This is a genomic window from Achromobacter sp. MFA1 R4 (assembly GCF_900156745.1).
Taxonomy (GTDB): domain Bacteria; phylum Pseudomonadota; class Gammaproteobacteria; order Burkholderiales; family Burkholderiaceae_B; genus Achromobacter.
The window spans coordinates 658,238-683,661 of the sequence record NZ_LT707065.1 but is presented as its reverse complement, the minus strand read 5'-3'; the positions used below and the strand labels follow the sequence as shown (position 1 = coordinate 683,661).

Genomic DNA, 25,424 nt, shown 5'->3' with positions numbered 1-25,424 from the left:
CGCGCCCGCTGGCGGGGCCAGGGGCTGGATCGGCGGATCGTAAGAAGCTGCGGCCGTTTTGCGCAATGCGCTCAACAAGGCCGTTTTTGCTGGTGACTTGACGTAGAGATAGGAAAAAATGGCCGCTTTTGAAGGTCGGCTCAATCGAACGCGGCGTCATCTTCGGCGAGTGCGAGTCGCCGAAAATGTGGTGTCAATTTGTAAATTCCAGGCAGCCCGCTCAAGACTTGGCGGGCTTGTCCCGGTTGCGCGTGCTCTCGTGTCCGGTGATACCCCGGTCGCGGGCCCACACGATGGCGGCGCTGCGACGATGCACGCCGATCTTGCTGTAGATCGTCGCTACGTGGTTGCGCACGGTGTTGCGCGACAGCTTGAGCGCCTTGGCGATGCCGTCATCGTCGTGCCCCTGGCACAGCAGGCCCAGGACCTCGCGTTCGCGCGACGTCAGTTGGGCCAGCTCGGCCACGTCGCGCGTAGCGGGGGCGGGCTGGCGCAGTTGCGCCAGTTTTTCGATGATGCCGCGGCTGAACCACGAGGTGTCCTGCATGACCGCCTCGATCGCCGTCAGCAGTTCGGTCTCGGACCGCTTGCGGTCGGTGATGTCCTGCATCACGATCAGCACGCGCCGCAGCCCGCCGATCATGACGGGCTCGGCGGACACCAGGCAGTCCAGTTCGCCGCCGTCCTGGGCGATCATCGCCGCTTCGCGGTTGCGGACGCTTTCACCGCGCTTCAGGCCGGCCACCATGCCTTCATAGGGCCGCAGCCCCAGGTCGGTGAGGTCCTGTTCGTTGTTGTCCTCCAGCGCCACCCCCGTCACGGCCGTGAAGGCGTCGTTGACGTTCAGCACGTTGAGCGTGTCGCCGTCGCACACCGCCATAGGCACGGGCGCCAGCCGGAAGGCCTTCGAGAAACGCTCTTCGCTTTCGCGCAGCGCCTCTTCGGTCCGCTTGCGGCCCTCCAGGTCGATGAAGGTGAACAGCATGCAGGGCTCGTCGTGCATGTCGATCGGCTGCCCCGCCACCACGACGAATCTGCTCGAGCCGTCCGGCAGCTTCAGCACGCCCTCGCGCTGGGGAATGGTGCGGCCTTCGTTCAGGCGCGCGACGGCGGACTCTTTGTCCTCGCCGCCATCCAGCACGTCCAGTTCATAGGCCGACTTGCCCAGCACGGCGTCGCGCGCGTAGCCCGTCATCTCGAGAAAGCCCTGGTTGACCTTCACGTAGCGCAGGTCGGACAGCCGGCAGATCAGTGCGGGCGCCGGATTGGCCGAAAAGGTGCGTTCGAATCGCACCTCGGCGTTGATCTGCGCCGTCTGGTCATGCAGGATCAGCACCCGGTACGGGAAGGGCCCGCCGTCGTCCAGGTTCAGGCCGCGGGCGAGCAGGTTGCGCAGGAACTCTTCATCGTCCTTGCGGCCCAGGTCCAGCAGCAAGTCGTCGAACTCTTCGCCGGCCGCCAGCCGGTCCAGGGGATACTGGCGTGCCGGCACGCGGTGGTGGTTGCGGTACGTCAGCGTGTATCGCTTTCGAAAGCCGGCGGGCGTGCCGCCCAGGTCGTCGATGTCTTCGACGCCATGCAGCGCAAGTGCGCTGGCGTTGGCCCAGGCGATCGACCCGTCGGCCTCAAGCAGAATGATGCCCTCGTTCAAGCCCGCAATGATGCTTTGCAGGTGTTGGCGATGTGCTTGGGGTGCGGCGTCATTGGGGGTCACGTAGGCCTCTTTTCTTTGTCTGGCGTATACGCGCAAGCATGAAGCCGCGTGGCGACGCTGTCCAGAGGTCAAAACGGACGAGTCTCGCGGAAGGGGTACAACGGGAGGGGATTGGACCGCGCGAACGGCGGCGCGAAGGTCAGGCACAAAACAAAAAAGCTCCGGAATCCGGAGCTTTCTGGGTGTGCCGTGAACGGCGATCTGCAGGCGCAAAGTGCTTGGCGGAGCGGACGGGGCTCGAACCCGCGACCCCCGGCGTGACAGGCCGGTATTCTAACCAACTGAACTACCGCTCCGCAGCGGCCTAAACAGACGTCATCAAACAGACGACTTGAACAACTACGCTGCGGTGTCAAGGCAGCTTTTACTACATGCCAACCAAAGCTGGCGTCCCCTAGGGGATTCGAACCCCTGTACTCACCGTGAAAGGGTGATGTCCTAGGCCTCTAGACGAAGGGGACCTGGAACCAACAACTTTACTACTGTACTGCGTTACTACCGAACTGCGTACTGGTGGAGGTAAGCGGGATCGAACCGCTGACCTCTTGCATGCCATGCAAGCGCTCTCCCAGCTGAGCTATACCCCCAGCATGTGCTGCTGTCCCAAACTTCAGACAACAAGGTCTCACACTTATAAAACAAAAAAGCCCCGAAAACGGAGCTCTTGAAAGACCCTGAGCGAGAGAGCTTTTGGCGGAGCGGACGGGGCTCGAACCCGCGACCCCCGGCGTGACAGGCCGGTATTCTAACCAACTGAACTACCGCTCCGCAGCGGCTTAACTCAACTACATTGTCACTTCAACTGCATCACTGCTACTACTACACGACTAGCGTGCCAGAAAACTGGCGTCCCCTAGGGGATTCGAACCCCTGTACTCACCGTGAAAGGGTGATGTCCTAGGCCTCTAGACGAAGGGGACTGCGGACTTTCTGTACTGCGTTCTTCGCGTTGGGCTGGTGGAGGTAAGCGGGATCGAACCGCTGACCTCTTGCATGCCATGCAAGCGCTCTCCCAGCTGAGCTATACCCCCGTTTCTCTAATCAATCCGTTCAACGATTTTGGCGAAAAATGCGCTGTTTCCAGAGCGTTTCTTGCTGTTTCGTTGCCGGTTTTGTTTAGTGCCGTTGGCGAAGAAACGAGATTATGCACGAACTAAATTTGGTGTGCAAGTCGCTTCACGGCAAAAAGCAAAAAAGTTGTGAAAAAAGAGGGTTCGATGGGCATTTTGGAGCCGTTTTACGAGCGCGGCGGGCGCCGATTGCAGCGGCGCATTGGTGCAGAAATCAACAAAATCAAAGGCTTGTGCGAGTGCTATCGTGAGTGGAAAAATTTTGTTGGCCTGCCGGTTTTTTTTGCACGCGGGATGGCCGCCGCGCATCGGCAGGGAAACCCCATGAGCATCTTTCCATGAGCGCCTCTTCATGAGCAGCACCTCCTTTCCAACCGTGCCCCTGGGCCGCACGGGCATGGCGATCACGCGTATCGGCCTGGGCGCCTGGGCCATGGGCGGCAACGGCTGGGCGGTGGGGTGGGGCGCGCAGGACGATAGCGAATCCATCGAGGCGATCCGGCACGCGGTCGACCGGGGCATCAACTGGATCGATACGGCGGCCGTGTATGGGTTGGGCCACGCCGAGGACATCGTGCGCCAGGCGCTGGCGCAGATGCCGCGGGGTGATCGGCCCTATGTCTTCACCAAGTGCGGTCTGACCTGGTCGCCGGAGCAACCGCTGGCGCCGCCGCGGCGTACCGGCGCGCCGTCCAGCATCCGCCGCGAGCTTGAAGGGTCGCTGCGGCGGCTGGGCGTCGAGCGTATCGACCTCTACCAGATGCATTGGCCGGCGGGTGACGGCACGCCGCTGGAGGCGTATTGGCAGGAGTTGCTGGACCTGAAGCAGGCCGGGAAGGTGAGGGCGATCGGGCTGTCGAACCACAACCTGGCGCAATTGCGGGCTGCCGAATACCTGGGGCACGTGGACACGCTGCAGCCGCCGTTTTCCGCCATCCAGCGGACCGCCGCCAGCGATCTGATTCCCTGGTGCGCGGCGAACGGCACCGGCGTGATCGTCTACAGCCCGATGCATTCCGGCCTGTTGACCGGCACGTTCAGCGTACAGCGCGCGCGGGCCTTGCCGCCGGACGACTGGCGGGCGCGCCACCCGGATTTCCGGTCGCCGGACCTGGAGCGCAATCTGGCGCTGGCCGACGCCTTCAAGCCCATTGCCGAGCGGCATGGCGCGACGGTGGCCGCCGCCGCGGCGGCGTGGACGCTGGCGTGGCCGGGCGTGACGGGCGCCATTCTGGGCGCGCGCAGCGCTTCGCAGGTGGACGGGTTGATTGGCGCGGCGGAACTGGAACTGGATGCCGACGATATGCAGGCCATCGCGGACGCCATCGAACTGACCGGGGCGGGCAGCGGACCGCTGCGGCCGCCCGACGAAACAGGTTCGCTGCCCGCGAACCTGTTTGCGTGAGCGCGATCAGCCGCGGCGCGGGCGGCGGGCGCTGCCCACCGCGGCGATGAGCGCCAGGCCGATCAAGGCCAGCGCGGTCTTGTCGCCGAAACGCGCATAGGGCGTGAGCCCCGTCATGCCCTGCACGGACACGGGCAGCACGCCCGCCTGGTGCGTGGCAAGCTGCGCGGCGACGCGGCCCTTGGCGTCGATCGCGGCGGTGACGCCCGTGTTGGTGGCGGTCAGCATGGGACGCGCGGTTTCCATGGTGCGCAGGCGCCCGATCTGCAGATGCTGGCGCAGGGCCCAGCTATCGCCGAACCAGCCCAGGTTGCTGACGTTGACCAGGATGGTCGCGCCGGGCTCGCCATTGGGACCGGGCTGCAGCGCGGGCAGCAGGTCGGGGCCGAAGAGGTCTTCGTAGCAGATGTTGAACGCGATATGCTGGCCACCCACGGCAAAGGGCGTCTGTCGCTCGCGGCCGCGGTCGAAGTCGCCCAGCGGGATGTTCAGCATGTCGACGAACCAGTGAAAGCCCGGCGGCACGTATTCGCCCCACGGCACCAGGTGGCGCTTGTCGTAGCGCATGGCGGTGTTGCCGGCCACGAGCTGTTCGATGGGCGTCGCGCCATCGAAGCCGATGACGCTGTTGGTGTAGCGTTCGCGGCCGTCGACGCGGTCGTGCAGCGGCACGCCCATGGCGATGACCGTGTTGCGCTGCCGGGCCAGGTCGCGCCAGACTTCCCAGACGCGCGGGTCGAGTTGGTCCTGGAAGATGGGCAGCACGGTTTCCGGCAGGATCACCAACTGGGGCGCGGGCACGCCGGGCGCGGGCGGCATGGCCGTCAGCTCCAGGTGCCGTCGCACGCTCTGCTCCAGCAGCGCGGGATCGAATTTCTGGGACTGCCCGATGTTGCCCTGGACCAGCCGCACGTTGAGCGGGTCGCCGACGGGCGCCGACCAGTCGATGCGGGACAGGGGCCAGCCCGCCGCCGCCAGCGCGACCGCGACGCCGGCGGCCAGCGCGTGGCGCGGCCCCATGGCGGCCTTGCGGGCGGGCTGCCACAGGCTGGCGATGGCCGCCGCGACGAACGCGGCCAGGAACGCCATGCCGTGCACGCCGAGCAGCGGCGCCCAGCCCGCGATGGGGCTGTCGACCTGCGCGTAGCCGATGTTCAGCCACGGGAATCCGGTCAGGAGCACCGCGCGCAGCCATTCGAACGCGGCCCACATGGCCGCCCAGGCGAGCGTGGCGGACAGGATGCGGGAGGGCGCCGAGTCGGCGGCCAGCGGGGCGTAGCGGCGCGCCAGCGCATTGGCCGTGGCGGGAAAGAGCGCGAGAAACGCGGACAGCGCCAGCACCGCGGCCACCGCCAGCGGGGCGGCCAGGTCGCCGTAGCGGTGCAGGCTGATGAAGATCCAGTACAGGCCCAGCGCGTAGCTGGCAAAGCTGAATAGCCAGCCGCGCAGCCAGGCCTGCCTGGCCGAGGGCGCGTACAGCGTGACCCGGGCCAGGATGGCCAGCGCCACGACCTGGGTGAACGCCAGCGCCCAGCCGGGCAGCGGGCCGGGGGCAAAGGTGAGGGCGTGGACGGCGCCCGCCAGCACGAGGCCGGCGGCGCCGCGCAGGAGTCGGCCGCGCGGGGGTTGGGTCATGCGTCGGGGGCGGATGCTGCGGATTGGGGGGCGGCGATGCGCTTGACGCGCAGCCAGATGGCCCGGCGGGCGTCGCCGCGGGCCACTTCGAGGCGCAGGCCGTCGACATCGGCATGGTCGCCGCGGCGCGGGATGCGGCCGAGCTGTCCGCCCATCCAGCCGCCGACGCTGTCGTATTCGTCGTCAGGCAGTTGGCAGCCGAACACGTCATTGAAGTGCGAGATGTCGGTGGCCGCGAGCACGCGCCACTGGTTGTCGCCTTCCGGGAAGATGGAGTCTTCCTCGGTTTCGTCGAATTCGTCTTCGATGTCGCCGACGATCTGCTCCAGCACGTCTTCCATCGTGACCAGGCCGGAAATGCCGCCGTGCTCGTCGATGACGATGGCCTGGTGGTTGCGGCTGGCGCGGAACTCGTGCAGCAGCACGTTCAGGCGCTTGGATTCGGGGATGAAGACGGCGGGACGTACCAGCGTGCGCAATTCGATGTTGGGTTCCAGCATGCAGCGCAGCAGGTCCTTGGCGAGCAGGATGCCGATGATGTTGTCGCGGTCGCCTTCGTACACGGGGAACCGCGAATGCGCGGTCTCGATCACCGTGGCCACCAGGTAGGGGATGGGCTGCGTGACATCGAGCAGGTCCATGCGCGAGCGCGGAACCATGATGTCGCCGACGGTGCCCTCGGACACGGCCAGCGCGCCCTTGATCATCTTGTACGACTCCGCGTCGAGCAGGTCGCGTTCGTGCGCGGCTTCCAGAATGGCCTTGATGCCTTCGCGGTCCTCGGGCTCTCGGCGCACGAGGGAAAGCAGGCGGTCTAGGAGGGATTTGGTGGCGGGTTTGGCAGAGCGACCGGGCGTCGCTTCAGGAGCAGGGTAAGGGTCAGACATCGTCCGGGAGGACAAGTTGTGGAGGAGCCAGCATAACCGAAACTGGCCTGCAATTTGTAACGCCACCGCCGAAAATGGGTGCAATGGACGCGATCTGCGCCTTGCTGCACGCCATTTTCCGGTAATTTCTCAGGGTTGACCCGAGGGCCCGGCGTCAGGCCGCCAGGTAGGGGTCGGCGATGCCCATCTGCGCCAGGATCGCGGTTTCCAGGGCTTCCATGCGCTTGGCGTCGTGCGCCTTGATGTGGTCGTAGCCCAGCGAATGCAGGACCCCGTGCAGGGTCAGGTGGGCGGCGTGGTCCAGGAGCGCCTTGCGCTGTTCGCGCGCCTCGCGCACCAGCACGGGCACGCACATGACAATGTCGCCACGGGCCACGCCCAGCGGGTCCACGCCGTACTCGAACGTGAGCACATTGGTGGCGTAGTCGCGGCCGCGGAAGTCGCGGTTCAGGCGCCGGCCTTCGGCCGCGCCGACCAGCCGCAGGCTGAGCTCGGCGGCCTTGAAATCGATCAGGCCGTCCTCGAAGGCGCCGGCCAGCGCGCGTTCGGCCCAGCGCCGCAGGCGCCAGCGGGGCAGGCGGGCTTCCTCGACCCCATACTGGACGGACAGGGACAGCTCAGGCTTCATCTTCGGCGGCGCGGTCGTAGGCGTCGACGATGCGAGCGACCAGCGGGTGGCGCACGACATCGCGGCTGGTGAAACGGGTGGTGGCGATGCCCTGGACGTCATGCAGCACCTTCACCGCGTGCGCCAGGCCGCTGTCCTGCCCACGCGGCAGGTCGACCTGCGACGGGTCGCCGGTGATGACCGCCTTGCTGCCGAAGCCGATCCGGGTCAGGAACATCTTCATCTGCTCGGGCGTGGTGTTCTGCGCCTCGTCCAGGATGACGAAGGCGTGGTTCAGCGTGCGGCCGCGCATGTAGGCCAGCGGGGCGATCTCGATGGTCTGCTTTTCGAAGAGGCGCTGGACCTTTTCGAAGCCCATCAGGTCGTACAGCGCGTCATAGAGCGGACGCAGGTACGGATCGACCTTCTGCGCCAGGTCGCCCGGCAGAAAGCCCAGGCGCTCGCCGGCCTCGACGGCGGGGCGGGTCAGCACCAGGCGTTGCACCGTGTCGCGCTCCATCGCGTCGATGGCGCAGGCCACGGCCAGCCAGGTCTTGCCCGTGCCGGCGGGGCCGACGCCGAACGTGATGTCGTGCTTGAGGATGTTGTTCAGGTAGTCGCGCTGGCGCGGGGTGCGCGGGCGCAGGTCGCTGCGCTTGGTGCGCAGCGCGATGCCGTCGCTTTCGTCGTCCAGGGCGGGCAGGGCGTCCAGTTCCTGGGCCTGTTCTTCCTTGAGCTTTTCTTCCTGGCGGCCCACGCCGATCTCGACGAGCCCCAACTGGATGTCGTCGATGGACAGCGAGCGGTGCACGGCCTGTTCGTGAAAGCGGCGCAGGATGCGGCCGGCCAGTTCGGCCAGTTCGCCTTCGATCGTGACGCGGCTGCCGCGGCGCGACAGCTTGACGTTCATGCCATCGGCAAGTTGCCGCAGGTTTTCGTCCAGCGGGCCGCAGAGATTGGCCAGGTGGGTGTTGTCGCCGTCCAGGGTGACGATGACGGGCATGCTGCGACGCGCGCGGGAACGGGGTGTGGTCATTCAGCCTCTTGCGAAGTGCGGTCGATGTCGGCCACGCGGGCGCGCAGCGAATTCGTGTGCGCCTCGGTGATGATGACGTCGACCATTTGTCCGATGAGCCGCGCGGGGGCGGGGAAGTTCACGATGCGGTTGTTCTCGGTGCGGCCCATGAGTTCGTTCGGGTCGCGGCGCGAGGGGCCTTCCACCAGCAGGCGCTGGCGCGTGCCGACCATGTTGCGGGCGATGGCGGCGGCTTGCTCGTTGATGAGGGCCTGCAGGCGCTGCAGGCGGCGCAGCTTGACGTCCTGCGGGGTGTCGTCGGCGAGGTCGGCGGCGGGCGTGCCCGGACGCCGCGAGTAGACGAACGAGAACGAGGTGTCGAAGCCGACGTCCTGGATCAGTTTCATCGTCTTTTCGAAGTCTTCCTCGGTTTCGCCGGGAAAGCCCACGATGAAGTCCGACGACAGCGTCAGGTTGGGGCGCGCGGCGCGCAGGCGGCGCACGACGGACTTGAATTCGAGCGTGGTGTAGCCGCGCTTCATGGCGGCCAGCACGCGGTCGCTGCCGGCCTGCACGGGCAAATGCAGGAAGGACACCAGCTTGGGCAGGCGGGCATAGGCATCCACCATGCGCTGGGTCATTTCCTTGGGATGCGACGTGGTGTAGCGGATGCGCTCGATGCCGGGGATCTCGTGCACGTATTCGAGCAGCATCGCGAAGTCGGCGATCTCGTCGCTGTCGGTCATGCGGCCGCGGTAGGCGTTCACGTTCTGGCCGAGCAGCGTCACTTCCTTGACGCCCTGGTCGGCCAGGTCCGCCACTTCGATGAGCACGTCGTCGAACGGGCGCGAGACTTCCTCGCCGCGCGTGTAGGGCACGACACAGAAGCTGCAGTACTTGCTGCAGCCTTCCATGATGGAGACGAACGCCGTGGCGCCCTCGACGCGCGGGGGCGGCATGTTGTCGAATTTTTCGATCTCGGGGAAGCTGATGTCCACCTGCGAGCGCCCTTCGTCGCGGCGGCGCTTGATCAGGTCGGGCAGGCGGTGCAGCGTCTGCGGTCCGAACACCACGTCGACGTAGGGCGCGCGCTTGACGATGGCTTCGCCTTCCTGGCTGGCGACGCATCCGCCCACGCCGATCACGAGATTGGGGTTGGTCTTCTTCAGGTGCTGCACGCGGCCCAGGTCCGAGAACACCTTTTCCTGCGCCTTTTCGCGCACCGAACAGGTGTTGAACAGGATGACGTCCGCCTCTTCGGGGTTGTCGGTGAGCTCGAGCCCGCCCTGGTCCTCGCGCAGCACGTCGGCCATCTTGTCCGAGTCGTACTCGTTCATCTGGCAACCGAAGGTGCGGATGTACAGCTTGCGAGGGGAGCCGGCGCCGGAAGTGGCCGAAGGCAGGGCGGGGGAGCCGCCGTCGCGGGGGTTGCCTGGGACATTGCCCGCGCGCTTGAGGGAGGTTTCTTGCATGGTGGTCGCCGTGACGGGTGTAGATCCCGGGGGCTGGAAGGATGGGAAAGCGCGAATTTTAACCCTTGGCCGGAAATTGTTTCTTGGCCCGGTGCGCATTGGCCGTTACGATAGCGGTCCGCGCCCCGCCCAGCGCCGGTAAAATTTCTTTTTCTCCCGAGCGGCACCGATGAATTCCAATCGCTTCACGCCTCCGGTAGCCGCTCCGTCCCTCGATGGCGGGTCCGGTTCCGCTGTCCAGGATAAATTCCGCAATCCCTATCCGGCGTCCGTCTGGGCGCTGCTGGGCGCCGCGCTGGCGCTTGCGGCCACCGCGTGCGCGCTGTGGATCGACCTGCCGCTGGCGGTCTGGATTCAAAAATCGGTGTCGGAAGGCGTCGACCAGTCGTTCGAATGGGTGGGCGAACTGGGCGAGAGCGGCCATTACATCGTCATGGCGCTCGCGTTCTATGTGGTGGGCCTGGTGGGATTGGCGCGCGGCTGGCGCAATCCGCTGCGCGTGAGCTATGCCGCCATGGCGCGCGGCAGCCTGCTGATGCTGTCCACGATGGCGGTCGGCGGGCTGGTCGTGCTGCTGCTCAAGCGGACCGTGGCGCGCGCGCGCCCAGAGCTGTTCTTCGAAAAAGGCATCTACGGGCTGGGCGAGACCTTCTCGCGCGCCCAGCAGTTCAATTCCTTTCCGTCCAGCCACACCTATGCGGCGTTTTCCGTGGCCGTGGTGCTGGGCATCCTGGCGCCGCGCTGGCGCTGGGTCTTCCTGCTGCTGGCGTCGCTGGTGGCGATCAGCCGGGTGGTCAACCTGGACCACTATCTGTCGGACGTGATGACCGCGGCCGGAATCGCCGTGCTGGTCGGGCATGTCCTGGCGCCGCGCGTACTGGGCAGCGCGTACCAATGGCCGCTGCGCGCGCCGTGGCGCTGGTGGAAAAAGGGCTGAGCCCGCGCCCGGGCATCGGACAAGGCCGCGTCATCGCGGCCTTTTTTTCGTCCCGCCGGCTGGCTCCGTCGTGACCGGGCCGGCCGGCTCAGGCGAAGCCGACGACGACGCGCCGGTTGGTCCGGCTCTTTTTCTCGATCTTGGTGACGACCACCGCGCCGATCTCGCCGGTGTTGGCCACATGTGTGCCCCCGCAGGGCTGGCGGTCCACGCCCGGCACCTCGACGATGCGGATCACGGCCGTGCCGGCGGGCGGCGCGGCGCCCACCGTGCGCACCAGGTCTGGTTGCGCCGCCAGTTCTTCCGGGGTGATGCCGTTGATGGCGACGTCCGCGCGCGTGTTGATCAGGGCATTCAGGCGCTCGGTCAGGTCGGCCTTGTCGAGCGTGGACTCGGGCAGGTCGAAGTCGATGCGGGCGGAATCGGGCGAAATGCTGCAACCGGTGACGGGCGCGGGCACGAGCGCGCCCAAAAGGTGTAGACAGGTATGCAGGCGCATCAGGCGGTGGCGGCGCGGCCAGTCGATGGCAACGAGGACGCGTTCGCCCACCTGCGGGGCCGCGTCGCCCTGGATGACGTGCAGGATGCGCTGGCGGTCGTCGGCGTAGACCGTGTCCGTCAGCGGCAGCACGCGCCCGTCGGCGAGGGTGAGGGTTCCGCTGTCCCCCGCCTGGCCGCCGCTGCGGGCATAGCAGACGGTTTCGTCCAGCTCCACGCCGTCAGGGTGGACCGCGATCACCGTGGCTTCGCAATGGTCCAGGTAGGGTTCGTCGTCGAAGCGCTTGCGGGTGGCGGGCATGGGGGGCTCCGGGTAAGAGGGTTAGAGGGTCAGTGGGTCAGAGGCGCGGATGGCGTCACGTCAGCACTTTGATGCCGGACGGTGTCTCGATGTGCGCACTGAGCCGCGGCGGGCCATCGGCCTGCTCGATGTCGATCAGGCTGTCCGCGCCCATCCAGGCAAGACCCTGGCGCAGCAGCGAGGCGCGGGGATGGCAGCCGATGAGTCTGTGCAGGCGCAGCGGCTGGCGCGGCAGCGTCGCGCCGGGCGGCTGGTCGACGTCCCATTGGATGAGCGTGGGCAGCAGGCCTTCGCCGGCTTCGTAACCCGCTTCGCGCCAGGCCGGCAGGCTGCCGTCGTCCGGCACCGTCAGGCGCCAGCGCAGGTCGCCGCGCGTCATGGGGATGACCGGCGGCAGGCGGTCCGGGTGTTCGGCCTGCATGAGCGTCAGGTCCATGGGCGACTCCACGCGGGCAGCCCAGTGGGCCAGGAACGGCCCTTGTTCGAGACGCGCGCGCACGTCGCCCTGGTCCAGCCCGAACCAGCGGGGGCGCGACGGCGCGGGCGCGTCGGGGTCGATCGCGATGACCTCCAGATAGATGCCGTCCGCCATGCCCAGCACCCGGTTATGGGTGCCCATGCGCGGATGCGCGCCGCCGCCCTGCGGCGCGATGCCCAGAATGCCGGCGACATAGTCGGAGCCGCTGGCAAGGTCCGCGGCGGCGATGACGAGGTGGTCGATGGTGAGTTTCATAAGGGGCATGGTAACGAATAGGCGCGCGCCTGTATCCGTACAGCGCCGGGGGAATCCGTCGGTACAGTGCTGGGGTCAGGCTGCGACGGAGATACCGGCGGCGTCGGACCGCCGCGCCTTGCGTACCCGGATTTCAACGTGCTGGTCCAGGGAAACCAGCGCCTGCATGACCCGTTCCAGGGAAACGTTCTGCAGCTTGTACCGCCGTAGCTGGGACACCTTGGGCTGCGTCATGCCCGTGAGCGCGGCGACTTCCCGCTGGTTCAGGCCGCGTTCGTCGATCAAGTCGTTGAACCTGATGGCCAATTGGACCTTGGCGGTCAGCTCGGCTGCGTCTTCGAAGCCGAGCTCATAAAGCACGTTGCGTGTGCCGGGATTGGACGTGCGTGTCATGGGAAGCTCCGGGTCTGGTGTTGGCGAGCCATTGCCCGCTTCAGCCGACTGGAAATGAGATCGAGGTCATTTTGCGGGGTGCTGATGCCCGATTTGGACTTCTTTTGAAAAGCGTGAAGAACATGGATGGCGTCGTCGATCTTCATTGCGTAGGCGGTTCGATAAGCGTTGCCACGTTCATTGTCGACAAGTTCGTAGACGCCGGCCCCCAGTCCTTTCATGGCCTTTGCGGCATCGGGCCAACGGCCGCATTGGAGGGTGTACAGCGCCATCCCCATGCGTTTTTGCACGGGTAGCGGGAATGTCTTGAAGTCCTTCCTGGAAGAGCCCTCCCAGTAAAGCAACTTGGATTGGTCCGTCCGCATGAATATACCTGTTCAGATATATAAATCAACCGCCTTGGCGGGGGATCGGACAAGCTAACCGGCGAGAGCGAGGCAGACTATTCGTGCGAACCGCAGGCGCCGCGCGCCAAAAAGAAAAAACCCGTCACGCGTGACGGGTCTTACATGTCAAGGCCAGGGAATCAGGCGACTTCGCCTTCCTCGCCTTCCTTCTTGACCGGCTTGATCAGGTCTTCGCGCTTGACGCCCATCCACATGGCCAGCGCGGCGGCGACGAATACCGACGAGTAGATGCCGAACCAGATGCCGATGGTCAGGGCCATGGCGAAGTAGTGCAGGGTGGGGCCGCCGAAGAACAGCATGGCCAGCACCATCATCTGGGTCGAACCGTGGGTGATGATGGTCCGCGAGATGGTCTGGGTGATGGCGCTGTTGATGACTTCGTGCACGTCCGCTTTGCGGTACTTGCGGAAGTTTTCGCGGATCCGGTCCATGATGACCACGGATTCGTTCACGGAGTAACCCAGCACGGCCAGCACGCCAGCCAGCACCGCGAGCGAGAACTCCCACTGGAAGAATGCGAAGAAGCCCAGGATGATGACCACGTCGTGCAGGTTGGCGACGACGCCGGCCAGCGCGAACTTCCATTCGAAGCGAAAGCCCAGGTAGATCACGATACCGATGACGACCACGAGCAGGGCCATCAGGCCGTTATGCAGCAGTTCCTGGCCGATCTGCGGACCCACGAATTCGACGCGGCGCAGTTCGACGCCCGAATCGGCGGCCTTGAGCGCGGCCATGACGGTTTCGCTCTGGGTGGCGGACGTCTGGCCTTCCTGCAGGGGCAGGCGGATCATGACGTCGTGCGAGGTGCCGAAATTCTGGACCTGGAAGTCGGTGTAGCCCAGCTTGGACACCACGCCGCGCACGTTTTCAAGCTGCGCCGTCTGGGCGTAGTTGACCTCCATGACCGTGCCGCCGGTGAATTCGATCGACAGGTGAAAGCCGCGCGTGACGATGAAGAACACCGCCAGGAGGAAGGTAACGAGACTGATGATGTTCAGCACCAGGGCGTGGCGCATGAACGGGATGGTGCGGTGAATCCGGAAAAATTCCATTTTTCGCCTTCGGTTCTTTGCTGTGGCGGACGGCTTGGGCCGTCCGCCCTATTTTCAGTTTGCCTTCGGCTTCCAGACTTCGCCGATGGAGATCGAGGTGAGCTTCTTCTTGCGGCCGTAGTACAGGTTGGCCAGCGCGCGCACGCCCACGACCGACGAGAACATCGAGGTCAGGATGCCCAGGCAGTGAACCACCGCGAAGCCCCGGATCGGGCCCGAACCGAAGGCCAGCAGCGCCAGGCCCACGATCAGCGTGGTGAGGTTCGAGTCAAGAATGGTGCCCCAGGCGCGCTCGAAGCCCTGATGGATCGCTTGCTGCGGTGAGGCGCCCGCCCGCAGTTCTTCCCGTATGCGCTCGTTGATCAGCACGTTCGAGTCGATGGCCATGCCCAGTGTCAGCGCAATGGCCGCGATGCCGGGCAGCGTCAGCGTGGCCTGCAGCATGGACAGCAGGGCCAGCAGCAGCAGGACGTTGAAGGTCAGGCCGATCGTGGAGAACACCCCGAACAGGTGGTAGTACACGATGATGAAGACGGCAATGGCCAGGAAGCCGTACAGGGTCGAGTAAAAGCCCTTCGAGATGTTGTCCGCGCCCAGGCTCGGGCCGATGGTGCGTTCCTCGATGATGGACATCGGCGCGGCCAGCGCGCCCGCGCGCAGCAGCAGGGCGGTGTCGGCGGCTTCCTCGGAACTCATGCTGCCCGAAATCTGCACCTGGCCGCCGGCGATTTCGCCGCGGATCACAGGCGCCGTGACCACTTCGCCCTTGCCGTTTTCGAACAGCAGGATGGCCATGCGCTTGTTGATGTTGTCGCGGGTGACGTCGCGGAAGATGCGTGCGCCCTTGGAGTCCAGCGTCAGGTGGACGGCGGCCTGCTGGGTCTGCGAATCGCGGCCCGGCTGGGCGTCCTGCAGGTTTTCGCCGGTCAGGATGACCTGGCGGCGGACCAGGATGGGACGGCCGTCGCGGTCGTTGTAGCGTTCGAGGCCGAACGGGACGCTGCCGCCCAGCAGCGCGGCCTGCGCGGCGGGGGAGTCGTCGACCATGCGGATTTCGAGCGTGGCGGTGCGGCCCAGCAGTTCCTTGGCCTTGGCCACGTCCTGCACGCCGGGCAACTGCACCACGATGCGGTCCGAGCCCTGCTGCTGGATGACCGGTTCGGCCACGCCCAGCTCGTTGATGCGGTTGTGCAGCGTGTTGATGTTCTGCTTGAGCGCGGAGTCCTGCACGCGGGTGACGGCGGCCGGGTTCAGGGCGGCCAGCAGCACCTGCTTGCCGCCTTCTTCGCGTTCGGTGAATTCCAGGTCCGGCAGGCGCGAACGCAGCGCGGCGATGGCGCGGTCGCGGTCGTCGGTGTTGGCGAAGGCGGCGGCGACGCTCATGCCCGAGCGTTCGACGCCCGTCACGTTGATCTTCTGGTCGCGCAGCACGGAGCGCACGTCGCCGGCCAGCGAGTCATAGCGGGCGGTCAGCGCGCCTTGCATGTCGACCTGCAGCAGGAAGTGCACGCCGCCGCGCAGGTCCAGGCCCAGGTACATGGGCTTGGGCGCGAACCAGCCCAGCGCGCGCATCCAGGGCGGCGAGGCGGGCAGCAGGTTCAGCGCCACGGTGTAGTGCGGGTCGCCGGGAACGGTATTGAGCGATTTCTCGAGCAGGTCGCGGGCCTGCAGCTGCACGTCGGTCGACGGGAAGCGGGCGCGCACGGTGCCGAGCGTGCCGTTCATTTCGAAATAGGCGCCTTCGTTGGGGATCTTGGCGTCGGCCAGGATCTGCTCCACGCGGGCCAGCACGGTCGGGTCGACCTTGATCGTGGCCTTGGCGCTGGACACCTGGACGGCGGGGGACTCGCCGTAGAAATTGGGAAGCGTGTACAGCAGGCCAATGAGGACCGCGACCAGGACCGTAATGTACTTCCAGAGGGGATAGCGGTTCATTGCCGGCTACTTCATGTGAAAGAGATGAAAGGGCCGCCCGCGCGATCGGTCGCTGCGGGCGGCGGTAGGCGGAGGGCGTCGTCTAGGACAAGAGCCCCGATGGGGCTCTTTGTGGGACGCTTACAGGGCCTTGATGGTTCCCTTGGGCAGAACGGTCGACACCGACGACTTCTGCATGATGACTTCGACGGGCTTGTCGGCCAGTTCAGAGACTTCGACGGTGACGTAGCTGTCGTTGACCTTGGTGACCTTGCCGAGCATGCCGCCGGCGGTGACGACTTCGTCGCCCTTGGCCAGGGCGGCGAGCAGGTTGCGGTGTTCCTTCTGGCGCTTCATCTGCGGACGGATCATCAGGAAGTAGAGGATCACGAACATCAGGACGATGGGCAGCATGCCCATCAGCGCATTGCCTTCGGGGGCGGCGGCCTGGGCCACGACGAGGCTGGCGGTATCGATAACGGACATTGAATTCTCCTGCGTTTGAGTCTGTTTGGGTTTATCGCTATGTTTTTGATGCGCCCATCCCCGCGCGAGCCATGGATAGGGCAAGCCGACTATTGTATATAGGTTATAGCCAGCCTTTAACTGGGACGCCATCCCTTGCATCAGGCGGCTCCCGCTTACCTGGGGGCCTGCCGGTCAAATGGGGGCGAAACACGCCGGGAAAAGTCCCCGGCGGCGGTTTTTTACCCGGGCTACTCCACCCCGCGGGCGCGGTCCGCGGCAAACTGGGCGCGCCAGGCGTCGAAACGGCCTTCGGCGATGGCCTCGCGCATTTCCTTCATGATAGTCAGGTAGAAGTGCAGGTTGTGCAGCGTGTTCAGGCGCGCGCCGGTGATCTCGTTGGCGCGCTGCAGGTGGTGCAGGTAGGCGCGCGAGAAATTGCCGCAGGTGTGGCAACTGCAGCTCGGGTCCAGCGGCCGGGTGTCGTCGCGGTATTTGGCGTTGCGGATCTTGACGTCGCCAAAGCGCGTGAACAGCCAGCCATTGCGGGCGTTGCGGGTGGGCATGACGCAGTCGAACATGTCCACGCCGCGGCTCACGCCCTCGACCAGGTCTTCGGGGGTGCCCACGCCCATCAGGTAGCGCGGGGCCTGGGCGGGCAGCTTGGGCGTCACGTGCGCCAGTATGCGCATCATGTCTTCCTTGGGCTCGCCCACCGACAGGCCGCCGATGGCATAGCCGTGAAAGCCAATTTCTTGCAGCCCGGCCAGGGATTCGTCGCGCAGCGATTCGTACATGCCGCCCTGCACGATGCCAAAGAGCGCATTCGGGTTGCCCAGGCGGTCGAATTCCTCGCGCGAGCGCCGCGCCCAGCGCAGCGACATGCGCATGGAGCGCGCGGCTTCCTCGACGGTGGCGGGACGGCCGTCGATTTCATAGGGCGTGCATTCGTCGAACACCATCACGATGTCGGAATTGAGCGAGCGCTGGATGCGCATGGACTCTTCCGGCGTGAGGAACAGGCGCGCGCCGTCGATCGGGGAGGCGAATTTCACGCCTTCTTCGGTGATCTTGCGCATGCCCTGCAGGCTGAACACCTGGAATCCGCCCGAGTCGGTCAGGATGGGCTTGTCCCAGTTCATGAAGCCATGCAGGCCGCCATGCTTTTCCATGATCTCGGTGCCGGGGCGCAGCCACAGGTGGAACGTGTTGCCCAGCACGATCTGCGAGCCGATTTCCTTGAGCTCGTGCGGCATCATCGCCTTGACGCTGCCATAGGTGCCGACCGGCATGAAGATGGGGGTCTCGACCACGCCGTGGTTGAGCGTGATGCGGCCGCGGCGGGCGCCGCCATCGGTGGCGAGCAGTTCGAAGTTCAGTCCGGTCATGGGGCAGGGGTTTCGATGAACATGGCGTCGCCGTAGCTGAAGAAGCGGTAGCGCGCGGCGACGGCGTGGGCGTAGGCGCGGCGGATGGGCTCGACGCCGGCCAGCGCCGACACCAGCATCAGCAGGGTCGACTGGGGCAGGTGGAAGTTGGTGACCAGGGCGTCGACGACGCGGTACTGGTAGCCCGGGGTGATGAACAGGCGCGTGTCGCCCTGGGCGGGGGCCAGCGGAACGCCGGGCGCCGTGCGGCCCTCGGTCTGCGCGGCGGCCGATTCCAGCGCGCGCACGCTGGTGGTGCCGACGGCGATGACGCGGCCGCCCCGCGCGCGGGCCGCGGCGATCGCGTCCACGGCGGCCTGTGGCACCGTGAACCACTCGGCGTGCATGACGTGGTCGGCCAGGTTGTCCACGCGCACCGGCTGGAAGGTGCCGGCGCCCACGTGCAGGGTGACGAAGGCGCGCGCCACGCCCAGATCGGCCAGGCGGTCCAGCGTGGGCTGGTCGAAATGCAGGCCGGCCGTGGGGGCGGCCACCGCGCCGGGTTCGCGGGCGTAGACGGTCTGGTAGCGGTCGTCGTCGCCGGCGTCGGCGGCGTGCGTGATGTAGGGCGGCAGGGGCGTGGCGCCGTGGGCATCCAGCAGGTCCAGCACGGGGCCGGGGAAGCGGATGTCGAAGAGTTCGCCCTCGCGGCCCAGCACCGTGGCCTCGAAGGCGTCGGCCAGGCGCAGGACCATGCCGGCGCCGGGCGACTTGCTGGCGCGCACGTGGGCCAGGACGCGGTCGGGTTCGGTGATGCGCTCGACCAGCACCTCGATCTTGCCGCCGGTGATCTTGTGGCCCGCCAGGCGCGCCTTGATGACGCGCGTGTCGTTGAACACCAGCAGGTCGTGCGGGCGCAGCAGCGCCGTCAGGTCCGCGAACTGGCGGTCGTGAAGGCGGCTGGCGGCATCCAGGTGCAGCAGGCGGCTGCCCGTGCGCTCGGCGGCGGGCGTCTGCGCAATGAGCTCGGGGGGCAGCTCGTAATCGAAATCGGAAACGGTGAAAGACTGGGTCACGCGGGTATCGGGATCAGTGGAATCGGGCCCTGCACAGGACGAGCCGGGCCGCAAGGCGGGCTCGGGGCAACCGCGTATTGTAAAGGGACGGTTAATAGGGGCGGAACAAAGGCTGCGCACGGGGGGCGTGAACGGCCGCCCGCCCGGGCCGGGCGGCCGCATGACGATGCCCGCCAGGCGCGTTGGGCCGTCGTGTGCCGCCCGCAACCCGTCCAGGTTTTGTATGCTCTCGGTTTTGCAGGACGAGCAACCGGGTGGGCGTGGCATGACGGGACAAATGATCAAGCGTGTGGGCGGACTGAAGCGATGGCTGGCGGGCGGTGTCCTGGCCCTGGCCACGGGCGCCGTCTTTGCGCAGGTTCCCGGGCTGCCGCCCGACGTGGTCAAGGCGTGGAAGGCGTCCAAGCTGCCCGAGAGCGCCCTGTCGCTGGTGGTGCAGGAAGTCGGCGGTCCCCGCCTGGTGGCGCTCAACGCCAAGGAAGCCCGCAACCCCGCGTCGGTGATGAAACTGGTCACGACCTGGGCGGCGCTGTCCGAACTGGGCCCCAATTACGTCTGGCGCACGGAATTCATGACGGCGCCGGGCGTGCGGCCCGATGCCAAGGGCGCGCTGAACGGACCGCTGTACCTGCGGGCCGGCGGCGATCCGCAATTCCTGCTGCAGGACCTGTGGGCGCTGTTGCGCGAGCTGCGGCTGCGCGGCGTCAAGCAGATCAATGACCTGGTGATCGACCGCAGCATATTCGGGCAGGTGTCGATCGACCCCGGCGCGTTCGACGGCGCGCCCGACCGGGCCTACAACGCCAGCCCGGACGCGCTGATGGTGGGTTTTGGCGCCTTGCGCCTGTTGTTCACGCCGGATCCGGTGGCCAACAAATGGGTGCCGCTGATCGACCCGCCGCTGCCCGGCCTGAAGATCGAAGGCCATGTGGAATGGAGCGACATCCGCTGCCCCGGCCCGCCGGTGGTCACCACCGATCCCGTCATCACGCAGCAGGGCGTCACCATCCGGGTGAATGGCAAGGTGGCGGGCTCGTGCGGCGAATTCAGCCTGTATCGCCTGGCGCTGTCCCAGCCCGATTACGCGACCGAAGTCTTCCGCATGCTCTGGAAGGAGCTGGGCGGCACGTTCAAGGGACAGGTCCGTTCCGGCATGACGCCGCCGGACGCGGTGGTGCTGGCCTCGCACGATTCGCCCACGCTGGCCGAGGCGATCCGCCAGATCAACAAGCGCAGCAACAATGTGATGGCGCGCACGCTGCTGCTGACGCTGGGCGCGGAACGCGGCCGGCGCCCGGCAACCGTCGGCAGCAGCGAGGTGGTCGCCAAGGATCTGCTGGCCAAGCAGGGGCTGGACATGCCCGAGCTGGTCATCGACAACGGCGCGGGCCTGTCGCGCGACGCCCGCGTGTCGGCCGACAGCCTGGCGTCGATGCTGACCGTGGCCTGGAATTCCCCGGTGATGCCGGAGTACATCTCTTCGTTCGCCATCGCCGGGGTGGACGGCACCGTGCGCCGCCGTCTGAAGGGCAACGGCACGCTTGGCATGGCCCACCTGAAGACCGGTTCGCTGCGCGACGTGCGCTCGATCGCGGGATACGTGCTGGGCGCGAGCGGCAAGCGCTATGTGGTCGTCAGCATCGTCAACCACGAGCAGGCGGGCGCCGTCCGCGCCTTCGACGACGCCCTGATTTCCTGGCTCGCCGAACAATGAATGTGGGCCCCCACGCCGCGCACACTTCGTGCGCTTGCTGCCCCCCAAGGGGGCTGCCCCGCCTTGGGGCGGCCCGGCGGCGGGGCGGCTATTCTTGCGCGGCGTTCGTGCGGGGAAGGCCCTAAAACGATTACGATCCTTCCGTGTGACCCGCCACGGGTCGGCGCAGGCGCGCCGTGCCGATCCGGGTCCGCCTGAGGCCAAAAGATTCTGACCAACAAATACTCTGGAGAGTTACGCACATGCCCGTGCACGAAATCCGCCATCCGTTGATCCGCCACAAGCTCGGGATCATGCGACGCGTCGACCTCAGCACCAAGAGCTTTCGTGAACTGTCGCAGGAAGTGGGCGCGCTGCTGACCTATGAAGCGTCCAAGGACCTGCCCCTGGCGCCCGCCACCGTCGAGGGCTGGTGCGGCCCGGTCGAGGTCGAGAAGATCGCCGGCAAGAAAGTCACCGTGGTGCCCATCCTGCGCGCCGGCATCGGCATGCTGGACGGCGTGCTGAGCCTGATTCCGGGCGCCAAGGTCAGCGTCGTGGGCGTGGCCCGCAACGAAGAGACGCTGGAGGCCCACACCTATCTGGAACGCCTGGTGGGCGAGCTGGACCAGCGCCTGGCGCTGATCGTCGATCCGATGCTGGCGACCGGCGGGTCGATGGTCGCCGCGATCGACCTGCTCAAGCGCGCCGGCTGCAAGGAAATCCGCGCGCTGGTGCTGGTGGCGGCGCCCGTGGGCATTGACGCCGTGCTGGCCAAGCACCCGGATGTGCACATCTACACGGCGTCCATCGACGATGGCCTGAACGAGCACGGCTACATCATGCCGGGCCTGGGCGACGCCGGCGACCGCATCTTCGGCACCAAGCAGAAGGCCGAGTAGGAACTCCCGGCCCGGTCCTGGCGCGCCGGGACCGGCCGCAAGTCCTGGCGGCGGGCCTATGCCGCCAGTTCCGGCACCCCGAGGTGCCGGCCAAACCAATGCAGGCGCGGCGCCAGTCCCGCGACTTCGCCCACGATCAGCAGGGCGGGGGAGCGCACCCCATGTTCCAGGGCCAGTTGCGGAAGTTGCTCGAGCGGGCCGGACACCACGCGCTGTTCCGGCCGGCTGCCGTTCTCGATCAGCGCGAACGGCGTGCGCGGCGAGCGGCCATGGCGCAGCAGGCGCTGCGTCAGCAGGTCGAGCTGTCCCACTCCCATGTAGAACGCCAGCGTCTGCTTTTCGCGCGCAAGCGCGGGCCAGTCCAGGTTGTCTTCGTCTTCGCGGCAGTGCGCGGTGATGAGGCGCACGGATTGGGCGTGTTCGCGATGCGTGAGCGGAATGCCGGCAAAGGCGGCACAGGCCAGCGCCGCCGTGATGCCGGGCACCACTTCATAGCGCACGCCGTGCGCCCGCAGAAATTCCAGTTCCTCGCCGCCCCGGCCAAAGATGAACGCGTCGCCGCCTTTCAGCCGCACCACGCGGCGGCCGGCGCGCGCGTATTCCACCAGCAGCGCATGGATGCGGGCCTGGGTGGCGTGATGGTTTTCGCCGGGCAGCTTGCCCACGGACACGCGTTCGGCGTCGCGCCGGGCGAGCGACATGACGTCGTCGCTGACCAGGCGGTCGTAGAGGATCACGTCGGCCTCGTTCAGGGCGCGCAGGGCCTTGAGCGTCAGCAGGCCGGGGTCGCCGGGGCCGGCGCCCACCAGCACCACGCTGCCTTCGGCGGGGGCAATCGGGGCCGCCAGGGCGTCAGCCAGCGCGGCCTCGGCCTGCGCCGGCTGCTGCTGGCGCAGAAAGCCGGCCACCGGGCCGTCCAGCAGCCAGTCGTAGAAGCGCCGGCGCGCGCCCAGGTCGGGGTGGCTGGCGCGGATGCGCTTGCGATACGTGGCGGCGAGTCCGGCCAGTTGGCCCAGTGTGTGGTCAAAGAGCGATTCGATGCGTTCGCGGATGCGGCGCGCCAGCACCGGGGCCACCCCCGACGAGGAGATGGCCACGATGACGGGCGACCGGTCGACGATGGACGGCACCTGGAAGGACGACAGCTCGGGGTCGTCCACCACGTTGCAGAACAGGCGGCGCGCCTGGGCGGCTGTGGAGACCGCGCTGTTGACGTCGCGGTCGTCGGTGGCGGCGACCACCAGCCACACGTCCTCCAGCCAGGCGGGGTCGAACAGCCCGGGCAGGCGCCGGACGCGGCCCTCGGCGGCCAGCGACGCGAGTGCGGGGGTCAGTTCGGGGGCGCCGAGGACCACGTCGGCGCCGGCTTCCAGCAGGGCGAGCGTCTTGCGTTCGGCGACCGCGCCGCCGCCGACAACCAGTACCAGCCGGTCTTTCAGATCGGCAAAAATCGGGAAAAGCTTCATGAATGCCAGCCTCGGGCGTACCCGGCTCAATGTGGGTCGATCATAGGGACGGGCTTTCATCCCCACAACTTTTGATTTCTTTATTTGATATAGCCATAACTTATTTGGCCGGCAGTCAGGCGTTGCCGAGCCATTGGCTCATCTCCACGACCTCGCGGGCGACTTCGCCCAGGCGCTTCTGGCTTTGCATGGCGCGTTCGCGCAGGAGCCGGTGGGCTTCGTCCTCGGAAATGGCGCGGGTCTTCATCAGGATACCCTTGGCCTTTTCCACCCACTGGCGGTCGGCGAGCCGGAGCTGGGCCTCGCGCAGTTCCTCGCGACGGGATTTCTCCATCGCAAAGCGCTCGATCGCCACCGTCAGCAGCGGTTCGATGCGGGCGGCCGGCACATCGCCGACCACATAGGCCGCGACGCCGGCGCGCAGGGCGTCGCGTATGGTCTCGCGGTTGCCGTTGTCGGTGAACATCACGACCGGGCGGTCGCTGTGCGAGCTGGCCACACAGATGTTCTCCAGCGTGTCGCGGCCGGGGGCGTCGCTGTCGATCAGCACCACGTCGGCGGCCGACTGGGCGATGCTGGCGGCCAGGTCCGCGCCCGGCGCCACTTCGGCGACGACGTGCACGCCCGCCGCGGCAAGGGTTTGCCGCAGGGACGCCGCGCGTCCCTCGCCATCGTTCAGCAGCATGACCTTCAACATGAGACACCCCCCTGGTGTCCTGGTTCATGCAAGTTCCATGCCATCGCCGTCGCGCGCGGCGTGCGACGGGCGCGCACGGCCACGGGGCGCGCGCCGCACAGCAATGGTGCGCTGCGGCATCGGATCGCGCACCAACTTGGCTCCGCCCCTGATTGACGCAGGCTCCGGCCAGGACGCCCGCGGTACGGCCAGAGCAAGCGCCCGCGCGGGCTGCAGCGCCGTCAAGGCCAGATTTGCAAAAACTGGCACGGCGATTGCTTGAGTGAAATCGGGGCGGCCAACGGCGGTCGCCCGACGCAAAGCGCCGCGTAACGCGGCCAGGGACAACGACGTTCCGCAGCGCCATCGGATGGAAATCCGTGGCGCGCGGGACGTTTTTTTTTGCCGCTACCTTCCAGGAGCCTTGCATGACGCCTTTGACCCGCAGCCCCTCGCCCGACGCCGCCCGCGCCGACATGACCGCCAACGCCGGACGCCGCAAATGGCTGGGCGGCACGGCGCGCGCGGTCGCCGGCGCCGGCCTGCTTTCCCTGGTCGACCCGCTGGTGCGCGCCGGCGCCTGGGCCGCCGGCACCGACGCCCCGGAAAAGACCGAGGTGAAGATCGGTTTCATCCCGCTGACCGACTGCGCCTCGGTCGTGATGGCGTCGGTGCTGGGCCTCGACAAGAAGTACGGCGTGAAGATCACGCCTTCCAAGGAAGCGTCGTGGGCCGCCGTGCGCGACAAGCTCATGAATGGCGAACTGGACATGGCGCACGTGCTGTACGGCCTGGTCTACGGCGTGCACATGGGCATCGGCGGCCCGAAGAAGGACATGGCCGTCCTGATGAGCCTGAACCAGAACGGCCAGGGGATCACGCTCTCGAAGAAGCTGCTGGATTCGGGTGCGCGCGACGGCGAGTCGCTCGCCAAGCTGATGGCCGCCGAAAAGCGCGAGTACACCTTCGCGCAGACGTTCCCCACCGGCACGCACGCCATGTGGCTGTACTACTGGCTGGCGGCGTACGGCATCAACCCGATGAAGGACGCCAAGGTCATCACCGTGCCGCCGCCGCAGATGGTGGCCAACATGCGCGTGGGCAACATGGACGGCTACTGCGTGGGCGAGCCCTGGGGCGCGCGCGCCATCATGGACAAGATCGGCTTCACCACGGTCACGTCGCAAGGCATCTGGACGGACCACCCCGAGAAGGTGCTGGGCACCAGCGCCGATTTCGTGAACCGCAATCCGAATACGGCGCGCGCGGTCACCGCCGCGATCCTGGAGGCCGGCAAGTGGATCGACGCGTCGCCGGAAAACCGCCGCAAGACCGCCGAGACCATCGCTGCCAAGTCCTACGTGAACACGGACGCCAGCGGCATCGTGGACCGCATGCTGGGCCAGTATGAAGACGGGCTGGGAAAGAAATGGACGGACCAGCACGCCATGCGCTTTTACGCCGATGGCGCCGCCAACTTCCCGTACCTGAGCGACGGCATGTGGTTCCTGACGCAGCACAAGCGCTGGGGCCTGCTGAAGGACCATCCGGACTACCTGGCCATCGCCACGCAGATCAATCGCATCGAGCTCTACAAGCAGGCTGCGCAGGCCGCGGGCGTGTCGCTGCCCGCAAGCGAAACGCGCACGTCCAAGCTGATCGACGGCGTGGTCTGGGACGGCAGCAATCCCGCGGCCTATGCCGACGGTTTCAAGGTCAAGGCCTGAGGGCCTGTC

Annotated in this window: 23 protein-coding genes and 6 tRNA genes; 5 read left to right on the top strand and 24 right to left on the bottom strand. The window is 66.8% G+C overall.

The annotated features are described in order from the left end of the window. Positions 1–220: 220 nt before the first annotated feature. The 8 genes from BXA00_RS03135 to BXA00_RS29040 form a co-directional block, all read right to left on the bottom strand. Positions 221–1,714 carry a helix-turn-helix transcriptional regulator gene (locus BXA00_RS03135; RefSeq protein WP_076516119.1) on the bottom strand — a complete coding sequence of 498 codons (1,494 nt, stop codon included), beginning with the start codon at positions 1,712–1,714 and terminating at the stop codon, positions 221–223. A 219-nt stretch (positions 1,715–1,933) separates the two neighbouring features. Beyond that, positions 1,934–2,010: transfer RNA gene (locus BXA00_RS03130), tRNA-Asp, on the bottom strand. Positions 2,011–2,099: 89 nt separating this feature from the next. Further along, positions 2,100–2,175 (bottom strand) — tRNA-Glu (locus BXA00_RS03125). 50 nt (positions 2,176–2,225) lie between these two features. Next, a tRNA-Ala gene (locus BXA00_RS03120) sits at positions 2,226–2,301 on the bottom strand. 104 nt (positions 2,302–2,405) lie between these two features. Continuing rightward, positions 2,406–2,482 (bottom strand) — tRNA-Asp (locus BXA00_RS03115). 76 nt (positions 2,483–2,558) lie between these two features. Continuing rightward, a tRNA-Glu gene (locus BXA00_RS03110) sits at positions 2,559–2,634 on the bottom strand. 35 nt (positions 2,635–2,669) lie between these two features. Further along, positions 2,670–2,745 (bottom strand) — tRNA-Ala (locus BXA00_RS03105). 111 nt (positions 2,746–2,856) lie between these two features. Further along, the gene (locus BXA00_RS29040) at positions 2,857–3,138 is read right to left on the bottom strand and encodes a hypothetical protein (RefSeq protein ID WP_172805847.1); all 282 of its coding nucleotides are present in this window, start codon (positions 3,136–3,138) and stop codon (positions 2,857–2,859) included. A gap of 43 nt (positions 3,139–3,181) precedes the next feature. Here BXA00_RS29040 and BXA00_RS03100 point away from each other — a divergent pair, with 43 nt between their 5' ends. Further along, a complete protein-coding gene (locus tag BXA00_RS03100) occupies positions 3,182–4,189 on the top strand; it encodes an aldo/keto reductase (protein ID WP_076521765.1) in 1,008 nt (335 codons plus the stop codon). Positions 4,190–4,195: 6 nt separating this feature from the next. Here BXA00_RS03100 and lnt read toward each other — a convergent pair whose 3' ends face one another. The 5 genes from lnt to miaB form a co-directional block, all read right to left on the bottom strand. Next, positions 4,196–5,824 (bottom strand): apolipoprotein N-acyltransferase, encoded by a 1,629-nt coding sequence (gene lnt / locus BXA00_RS03095; RefSeq protein WP_076516117.1) that lies wholly within the window; start codon positions 5,822–5,824, stop codon positions 4,196–4,198. After that, on the bottom strand, positions 5,821–6,711 hold the full coding sequence (locus BXA00_RS03090) for an HlyC/CorC family transporter (protein ID WP_076516115.1): 891 nt from the start codon (positions 6,709–6,711) through the stop codon (positions 5,821–5,823). The genes lnt and BXA00_RS03090 overlap by 4 nt, the downstream gene beginning before the upstream one ends. Positions 6,712–6,865: 154 nt before the next feature. After that, on the bottom strand, positions 6,866–7,339 hold the full coding sequence (gene ybeY, locus BXA00_RS03085) for an rRNA maturation RNase YbeY (protein ID WP_076516113.1): 474 nt from the start codon (positions 7,337–7,339) through the stop codon (positions 6,866–6,868). Continuing rightward, positions 7,329–8,354, bottom strand: a complete 1,026-nt coding sequence (locus BXA00_RS03080; protein ID WP_076516111.1) for a PhoH family protein — start codon at positions 8,352–8,354, stop codon at positions 7,329–7,331. The genes ybeY and BXA00_RS03080 overlap by 11 nt, the downstream gene beginning before the upstream one ends. Continuing rightward, positions 8,351–9,805, bottom strand: a complete 1,455-nt coding sequence (miaB, locus tag BXA00_RS03075) for a tRNA (N6-isopentenyl adenosine(37)-C2)-methylthiotransferase MiaB (protein ID WP_076516109.1) — start codon at positions 9,803–9,805, stop codon at positions 8,351–8,353. Before miaB ends, BXA00_RS03080 begins: the two co-directional genes overlap by 4 nt. 169 nt (positions 9,806–9,974) lie before the next feature. Between miaB and BXA00_RS03070 the strand changes: the two genes are divergently transcribed. Beyond that, entirely contained in the window at positions 9,975–10,742 is a 768-nt protein-coding gene (locus BXA00_RS03070) for a phosphatase PAP2 family protein (RefSeq protein WP_083714150.1), read from the top strand. 88 nt (positions 10,743–10,830) lie between these two features. On the opposite strand, the gene BXA00_RS03065 is transcribed toward BXA00_RS03070, so the two are convergent. From BXA00_RS03065 to queA, 9 genes are all read right to left on the bottom strand, one after another. Next, on the bottom strand, positions 10,831–11,541 hold the full coding sequence (locus BXA00_RS03065) for an alanyl-tRNA editing protein (RefSeq protein WP_076516107.1): 711 nt from the start codon (positions 11,539–11,541) through the stop codon (positions 10,831–10,833). Between the two features lie 55 nt (positions 11,542–11,596). Next, positions 11,597–12,274, bottom strand: coding sequence for a VOC family protein (locus tag BXA00_RS03060; protein ID WP_076516105.1), 678 nt, complete (start codon positions 12,272–12,274; stop codon positions 11,597–11,599). Positions 12,275–12,349: 75 nt separating this feature from the next. Continuing rightward, positions 12,350–12,667 carry a helix-turn-helix domain-containing protein gene (locus BXA00_RS03055; protein WP_076516103.1) on the bottom strand — a complete coding sequence of 106 codons (318 nt, stop codon included), beginning with the start codon at positions 12,665–12,667 and terminating at the stop codon, positions 12,350–12,352. Next, positions 12,664–13,032 (bottom strand): type II toxin-antitoxin system RelE/ParE family toxin, encoded by a 369-nt coding sequence (locus tag BXA00_RS03050; RefSeq protein WP_076516101.1) that lies wholly within the window; start codon positions 13,030–13,032, stop codon positions 12,664–12,666. The genes BXA00_RS03055 and BXA00_RS03050 overlap by 4 nt, the downstream gene beginning before the upstream one ends. Positions 13,033–13,193: 161 nt before the next feature. After that, a complete protein-coding gene (gene secF / locus BXA00_RS03045; protein WP_076516099.1) occupies positions 13,194–14,129 on the bottom strand; it encodes a protein translocase subunit SecF in 936 nt (311 codons plus the stop codon). 54 nt (positions 14,130–14,183) lie between these two features. Continuing rightward, positions 14,184–16,064 (bottom strand): protein translocase subunit SecD, encoded by a 1,881-nt coding sequence (secD, locus tag BXA00_RS03040; protein ID WP_076516097.1) that lies wholly within the window; start codon positions 16,062–16,064, stop codon positions 14,184–14,186. A gap of 120 nt (positions 16,065–16,184) precedes the next feature. Continuing rightward, the gene (yajC, locus tag BXA00_RS03035; RefSeq protein WP_076516095.1) at positions 16,185–16,529 is read right to left on the bottom strand and encodes a preprotein translocase subunit YajC; all 345 of its coding nucleotides are present in this window, start codon (positions 16,527–16,529) and stop codon (positions 16,185–16,187) included. A gap of 230 nt (positions 16,530–16,759) precedes the next feature. Then, positions 16,760–17,896 (bottom strand): tRNA guanosine(34) transglycosylase Tgt, encoded by a 1,137-nt coding sequence (gene tgt, locus BXA00_RS03030; protein ID WP_076516093.1) that lies wholly within the window; start codon positions 17,894–17,896, stop codon positions 16,760–16,762. Then, positions 17,893–18,951, bottom strand: coding sequence for a tRNA preQ1(34) S-adenosylmethionine ribosyltransferase-isomerase QueA (gene queA / locus BXA00_RS03025; protein WP_076516091.1), 1,059 nt, complete (start codon positions 18,949–18,951; stop codon positions 17,893–17,895). Before queA ends, tgt begins: the two co-directional genes overlap by 4 nt. Before the next feature lie 265 nt (positions 18,952–19,216). On the opposite strand from queA, the gene dacB reads away from it, so the two are divergent. Both dacB and upp read left to right on the top strand, forming a co-directional pair. Beyond that, complete coding sequence (gene dacB / locus BXA00_RS03020) at positions 19,217–20,665, top strand: D-alanyl-D-alanine carboxypeptidase/D-alanyl-D-alanine-endopeptidase (protein ID WP_076516089.1); 1,449 nt, start codon at positions 19,217–19,219, stop codon at positions 20,663–20,665. A gap of 242 nt (positions 20,666–20,907) precedes the next feature. Further along, positions 20,908–21,546, top strand: a complete 639-nt coding sequence (gene upp, locus BXA00_RS03015) for a uracil phosphoribosyltransferase (RefSeq protein WP_076516087.1) — start codon at positions 20,908–20,910, stop codon at positions 21,544–21,546. Positions 21,547–21,602: 56 nt separating this feature from the next. Here upp and cysG read toward each other — a convergent pair whose 3' ends face one another. Then, positions 21,603–23,012 carry a siroheme synthase CysG gene (gene cysG, locus BXA00_RS03010; RefSeq protein WP_076516085.1) on the bottom strand — a complete coding sequence of 470 codons (1,410 nt, stop codon included), beginning with the start codon at positions 23,010–23,012 and terminating at the stop codon, positions 21,603–21,605. A gap of 115 nt (positions 23,013–23,127) precedes the next feature. Beyond that, positions 23,128–23,709 carry an ANTAR domain-containing response regulator gene (locus tag BXA00_RS03005; RefSeq protein ID WP_076516083.1) on the bottom strand — a complete coding sequence of 194 codons (582 nt, stop codon included), beginning with the start codon at positions 23,707–23,709 and terminating at the stop codon, positions 23,128–23,130. A gap of 407 nt (positions 23,710–24,116) precedes the next feature. Between BXA00_RS03005 and BXA00_RS03000 the strand changes: the two genes are divergently transcribed. Continuing rightward, positions 24,117–25,415 (top strand): CmpA/NrtA family ABC transporter substrate-binding protein, encoded by a 1,299-nt coding sequence (locus tag BXA00_RS03000; RefSeq protein ID WP_156902728.1) that lies wholly within the window; start codon positions 24,117–24,119, stop codon positions 25,413–25,415. The last annotated feature ends 9 nt before the right edge of the window (positions 25,416–25,424 follow it).

What these genes read in the sequence shown, in the direction of transcription:
- BXA00_RS29040 (WP_172805847.1), bottom strand. Translation starts at nt 3,138, where the DNA reads ATGAAGAGGCGCTCATGGAAAGATGCTCATGGGGTTTCCCTGCCGATG.
- BXA00_RS03100 (WP_076521765.1), top strand. Translation starts at nt 3,182, where the DNA reads ATGGCGATCACGCGTATCGGCCTGGGCGCCTGGGCCATGGGCGGCAAC.
- lnt (WP_076516117.1), bottom strand. Translation starts at nt 5,824, where the DNA reads ATGACCCAACCCCCGCGCGGCCGACTCCTGCGCGGCGCCGCCGGCCTC.
- BXA00_RS03090 (WP_076516115.1), bottom strand. Translation starts at nt 6,711, where the DNA reads ATGTCTGACCCTTACCCTGCTCCTGAAGCGACGCCCGGTCGCTCTGCC.
- ybeY (WP_076516113.1), bottom strand. Translation starts at nt 7,339, where the DNA reads ATGAAGCCTGAGCTGTCCCTGTCCGTCCAGTATGGGGTCGAGGAAGCC.
- BXA00_RS03080 (WP_076516111.1), bottom strand. Translation starts at nt 8,354, where the DNA reads ATGACCACACCCCGTTCCCGCGCGCGTCGCAGCATGCCCGTCATCGTC.
- miaB (WP_076516109.1), bottom strand. Translation starts at nt 9,805, where the DNA reads ATGCAAGAAACCTCCCTCAAGCGCGCGGGCAATGTCCCAGGCAACCCC.
- BXA00_RS03070 (WP_083714150.1), top strand. Translation starts at nt 9,975, where the DNA reads ATGAATTCCAATCGCTTCACGCCTCCGGTAGCCGCTCCGTCCCTCGAT.
- BXA00_RS03065 (WP_076516107.1), bottom strand. Translation starts at nt 11,541, where the DNA reads ATGCCCGCCACCCGCAAGCGCTTCGACGACGAACCCTACCTGGACCAT.
- BXA00_RS03060 (WP_076516105.1), bottom strand. Translation starts at nt 12,274, where the DNA reads ATGAAACTCACCATCGACCACCTCGTCATCGCCGCCGCGGACCTTGCC.
- BXA00_RS03055 (WP_076516103.1), bottom strand. Translation starts at nt 12,667, where the DNA reads ATGACACGCACGTCCAATCCCGGCACACGCAACGTGCTTTATGAGCTC.
- BXA00_RS03050 (WP_076516101.1), bottom strand. Translation starts at nt 13,032, where the DNA reads ATGCGGACGGACCAATCCAAGTTGCTTTACTGGGAGGGCTCTTCCAGG.
- secF (WP_076516099.1), bottom strand. Translation starts at nt 14,129, where the DNA reads ATGGAATTTTTCCGGATTCACCGCACCATCCCGTTCATGCGCCACGCC.
- secD (WP_076516097.1), bottom strand. Translation starts at nt 16,064, where the DNA reads ATGAACCGCTATCCCCTCTGGAAGTACATTACGGTCCTGGTCGCGGTC.
- yajC (WP_076516095.1), bottom strand. Translation starts at nt 16,529, where the DNA reads ATGTCCGTTATCGATACCGCCAGCCTCGTCGTGGCCCAGGCCGCCGCC.
- tgt (WP_076516093.1), bottom strand. Translation starts at nt 17,896, where the DNA reads ATGACCGGACTGAACTTCGAACTGCTCGCCACCGATGGCGGCGCCCGC.
- dacB (WP_076516089.1), top strand. Translation starts at nt 19,217, where the DNA reads ATGACGGGACAAATGATCAAGCGTGTGGGCGGACTGAAGCGATGGCTG.
- upp (WP_076516087.1), top strand. Translation starts at nt 20,908, where the DNA reads ATGCCCGTGCACGAAATCCGCCATCCGTTGATCCGCCACAAGCTCGGG.
- cysG (WP_076516085.1), bottom strand. Translation starts at nt 23,012, where the DNA reads ATGAAGCTTTTCCCGATTTTTGCCGATCTGAAAGACCGGCTGGTACTG.
- BXA00_RS03005 (WP_076516083.1), bottom strand. Translation starts at nt 23,709, where the DNA reads ATGTTGAAGGTCATGCTGCTGAACGATGGCGAGGGACGCGCGGCGTCC.
- BXA00_RS03000 (WP_156902728.1), top strand. Translation starts at nt 24,117, where the DNA reads ATGACGCCTTTGACCCGCAGCCCCTCGCCCGACGCCGCCCGCGCCGAC.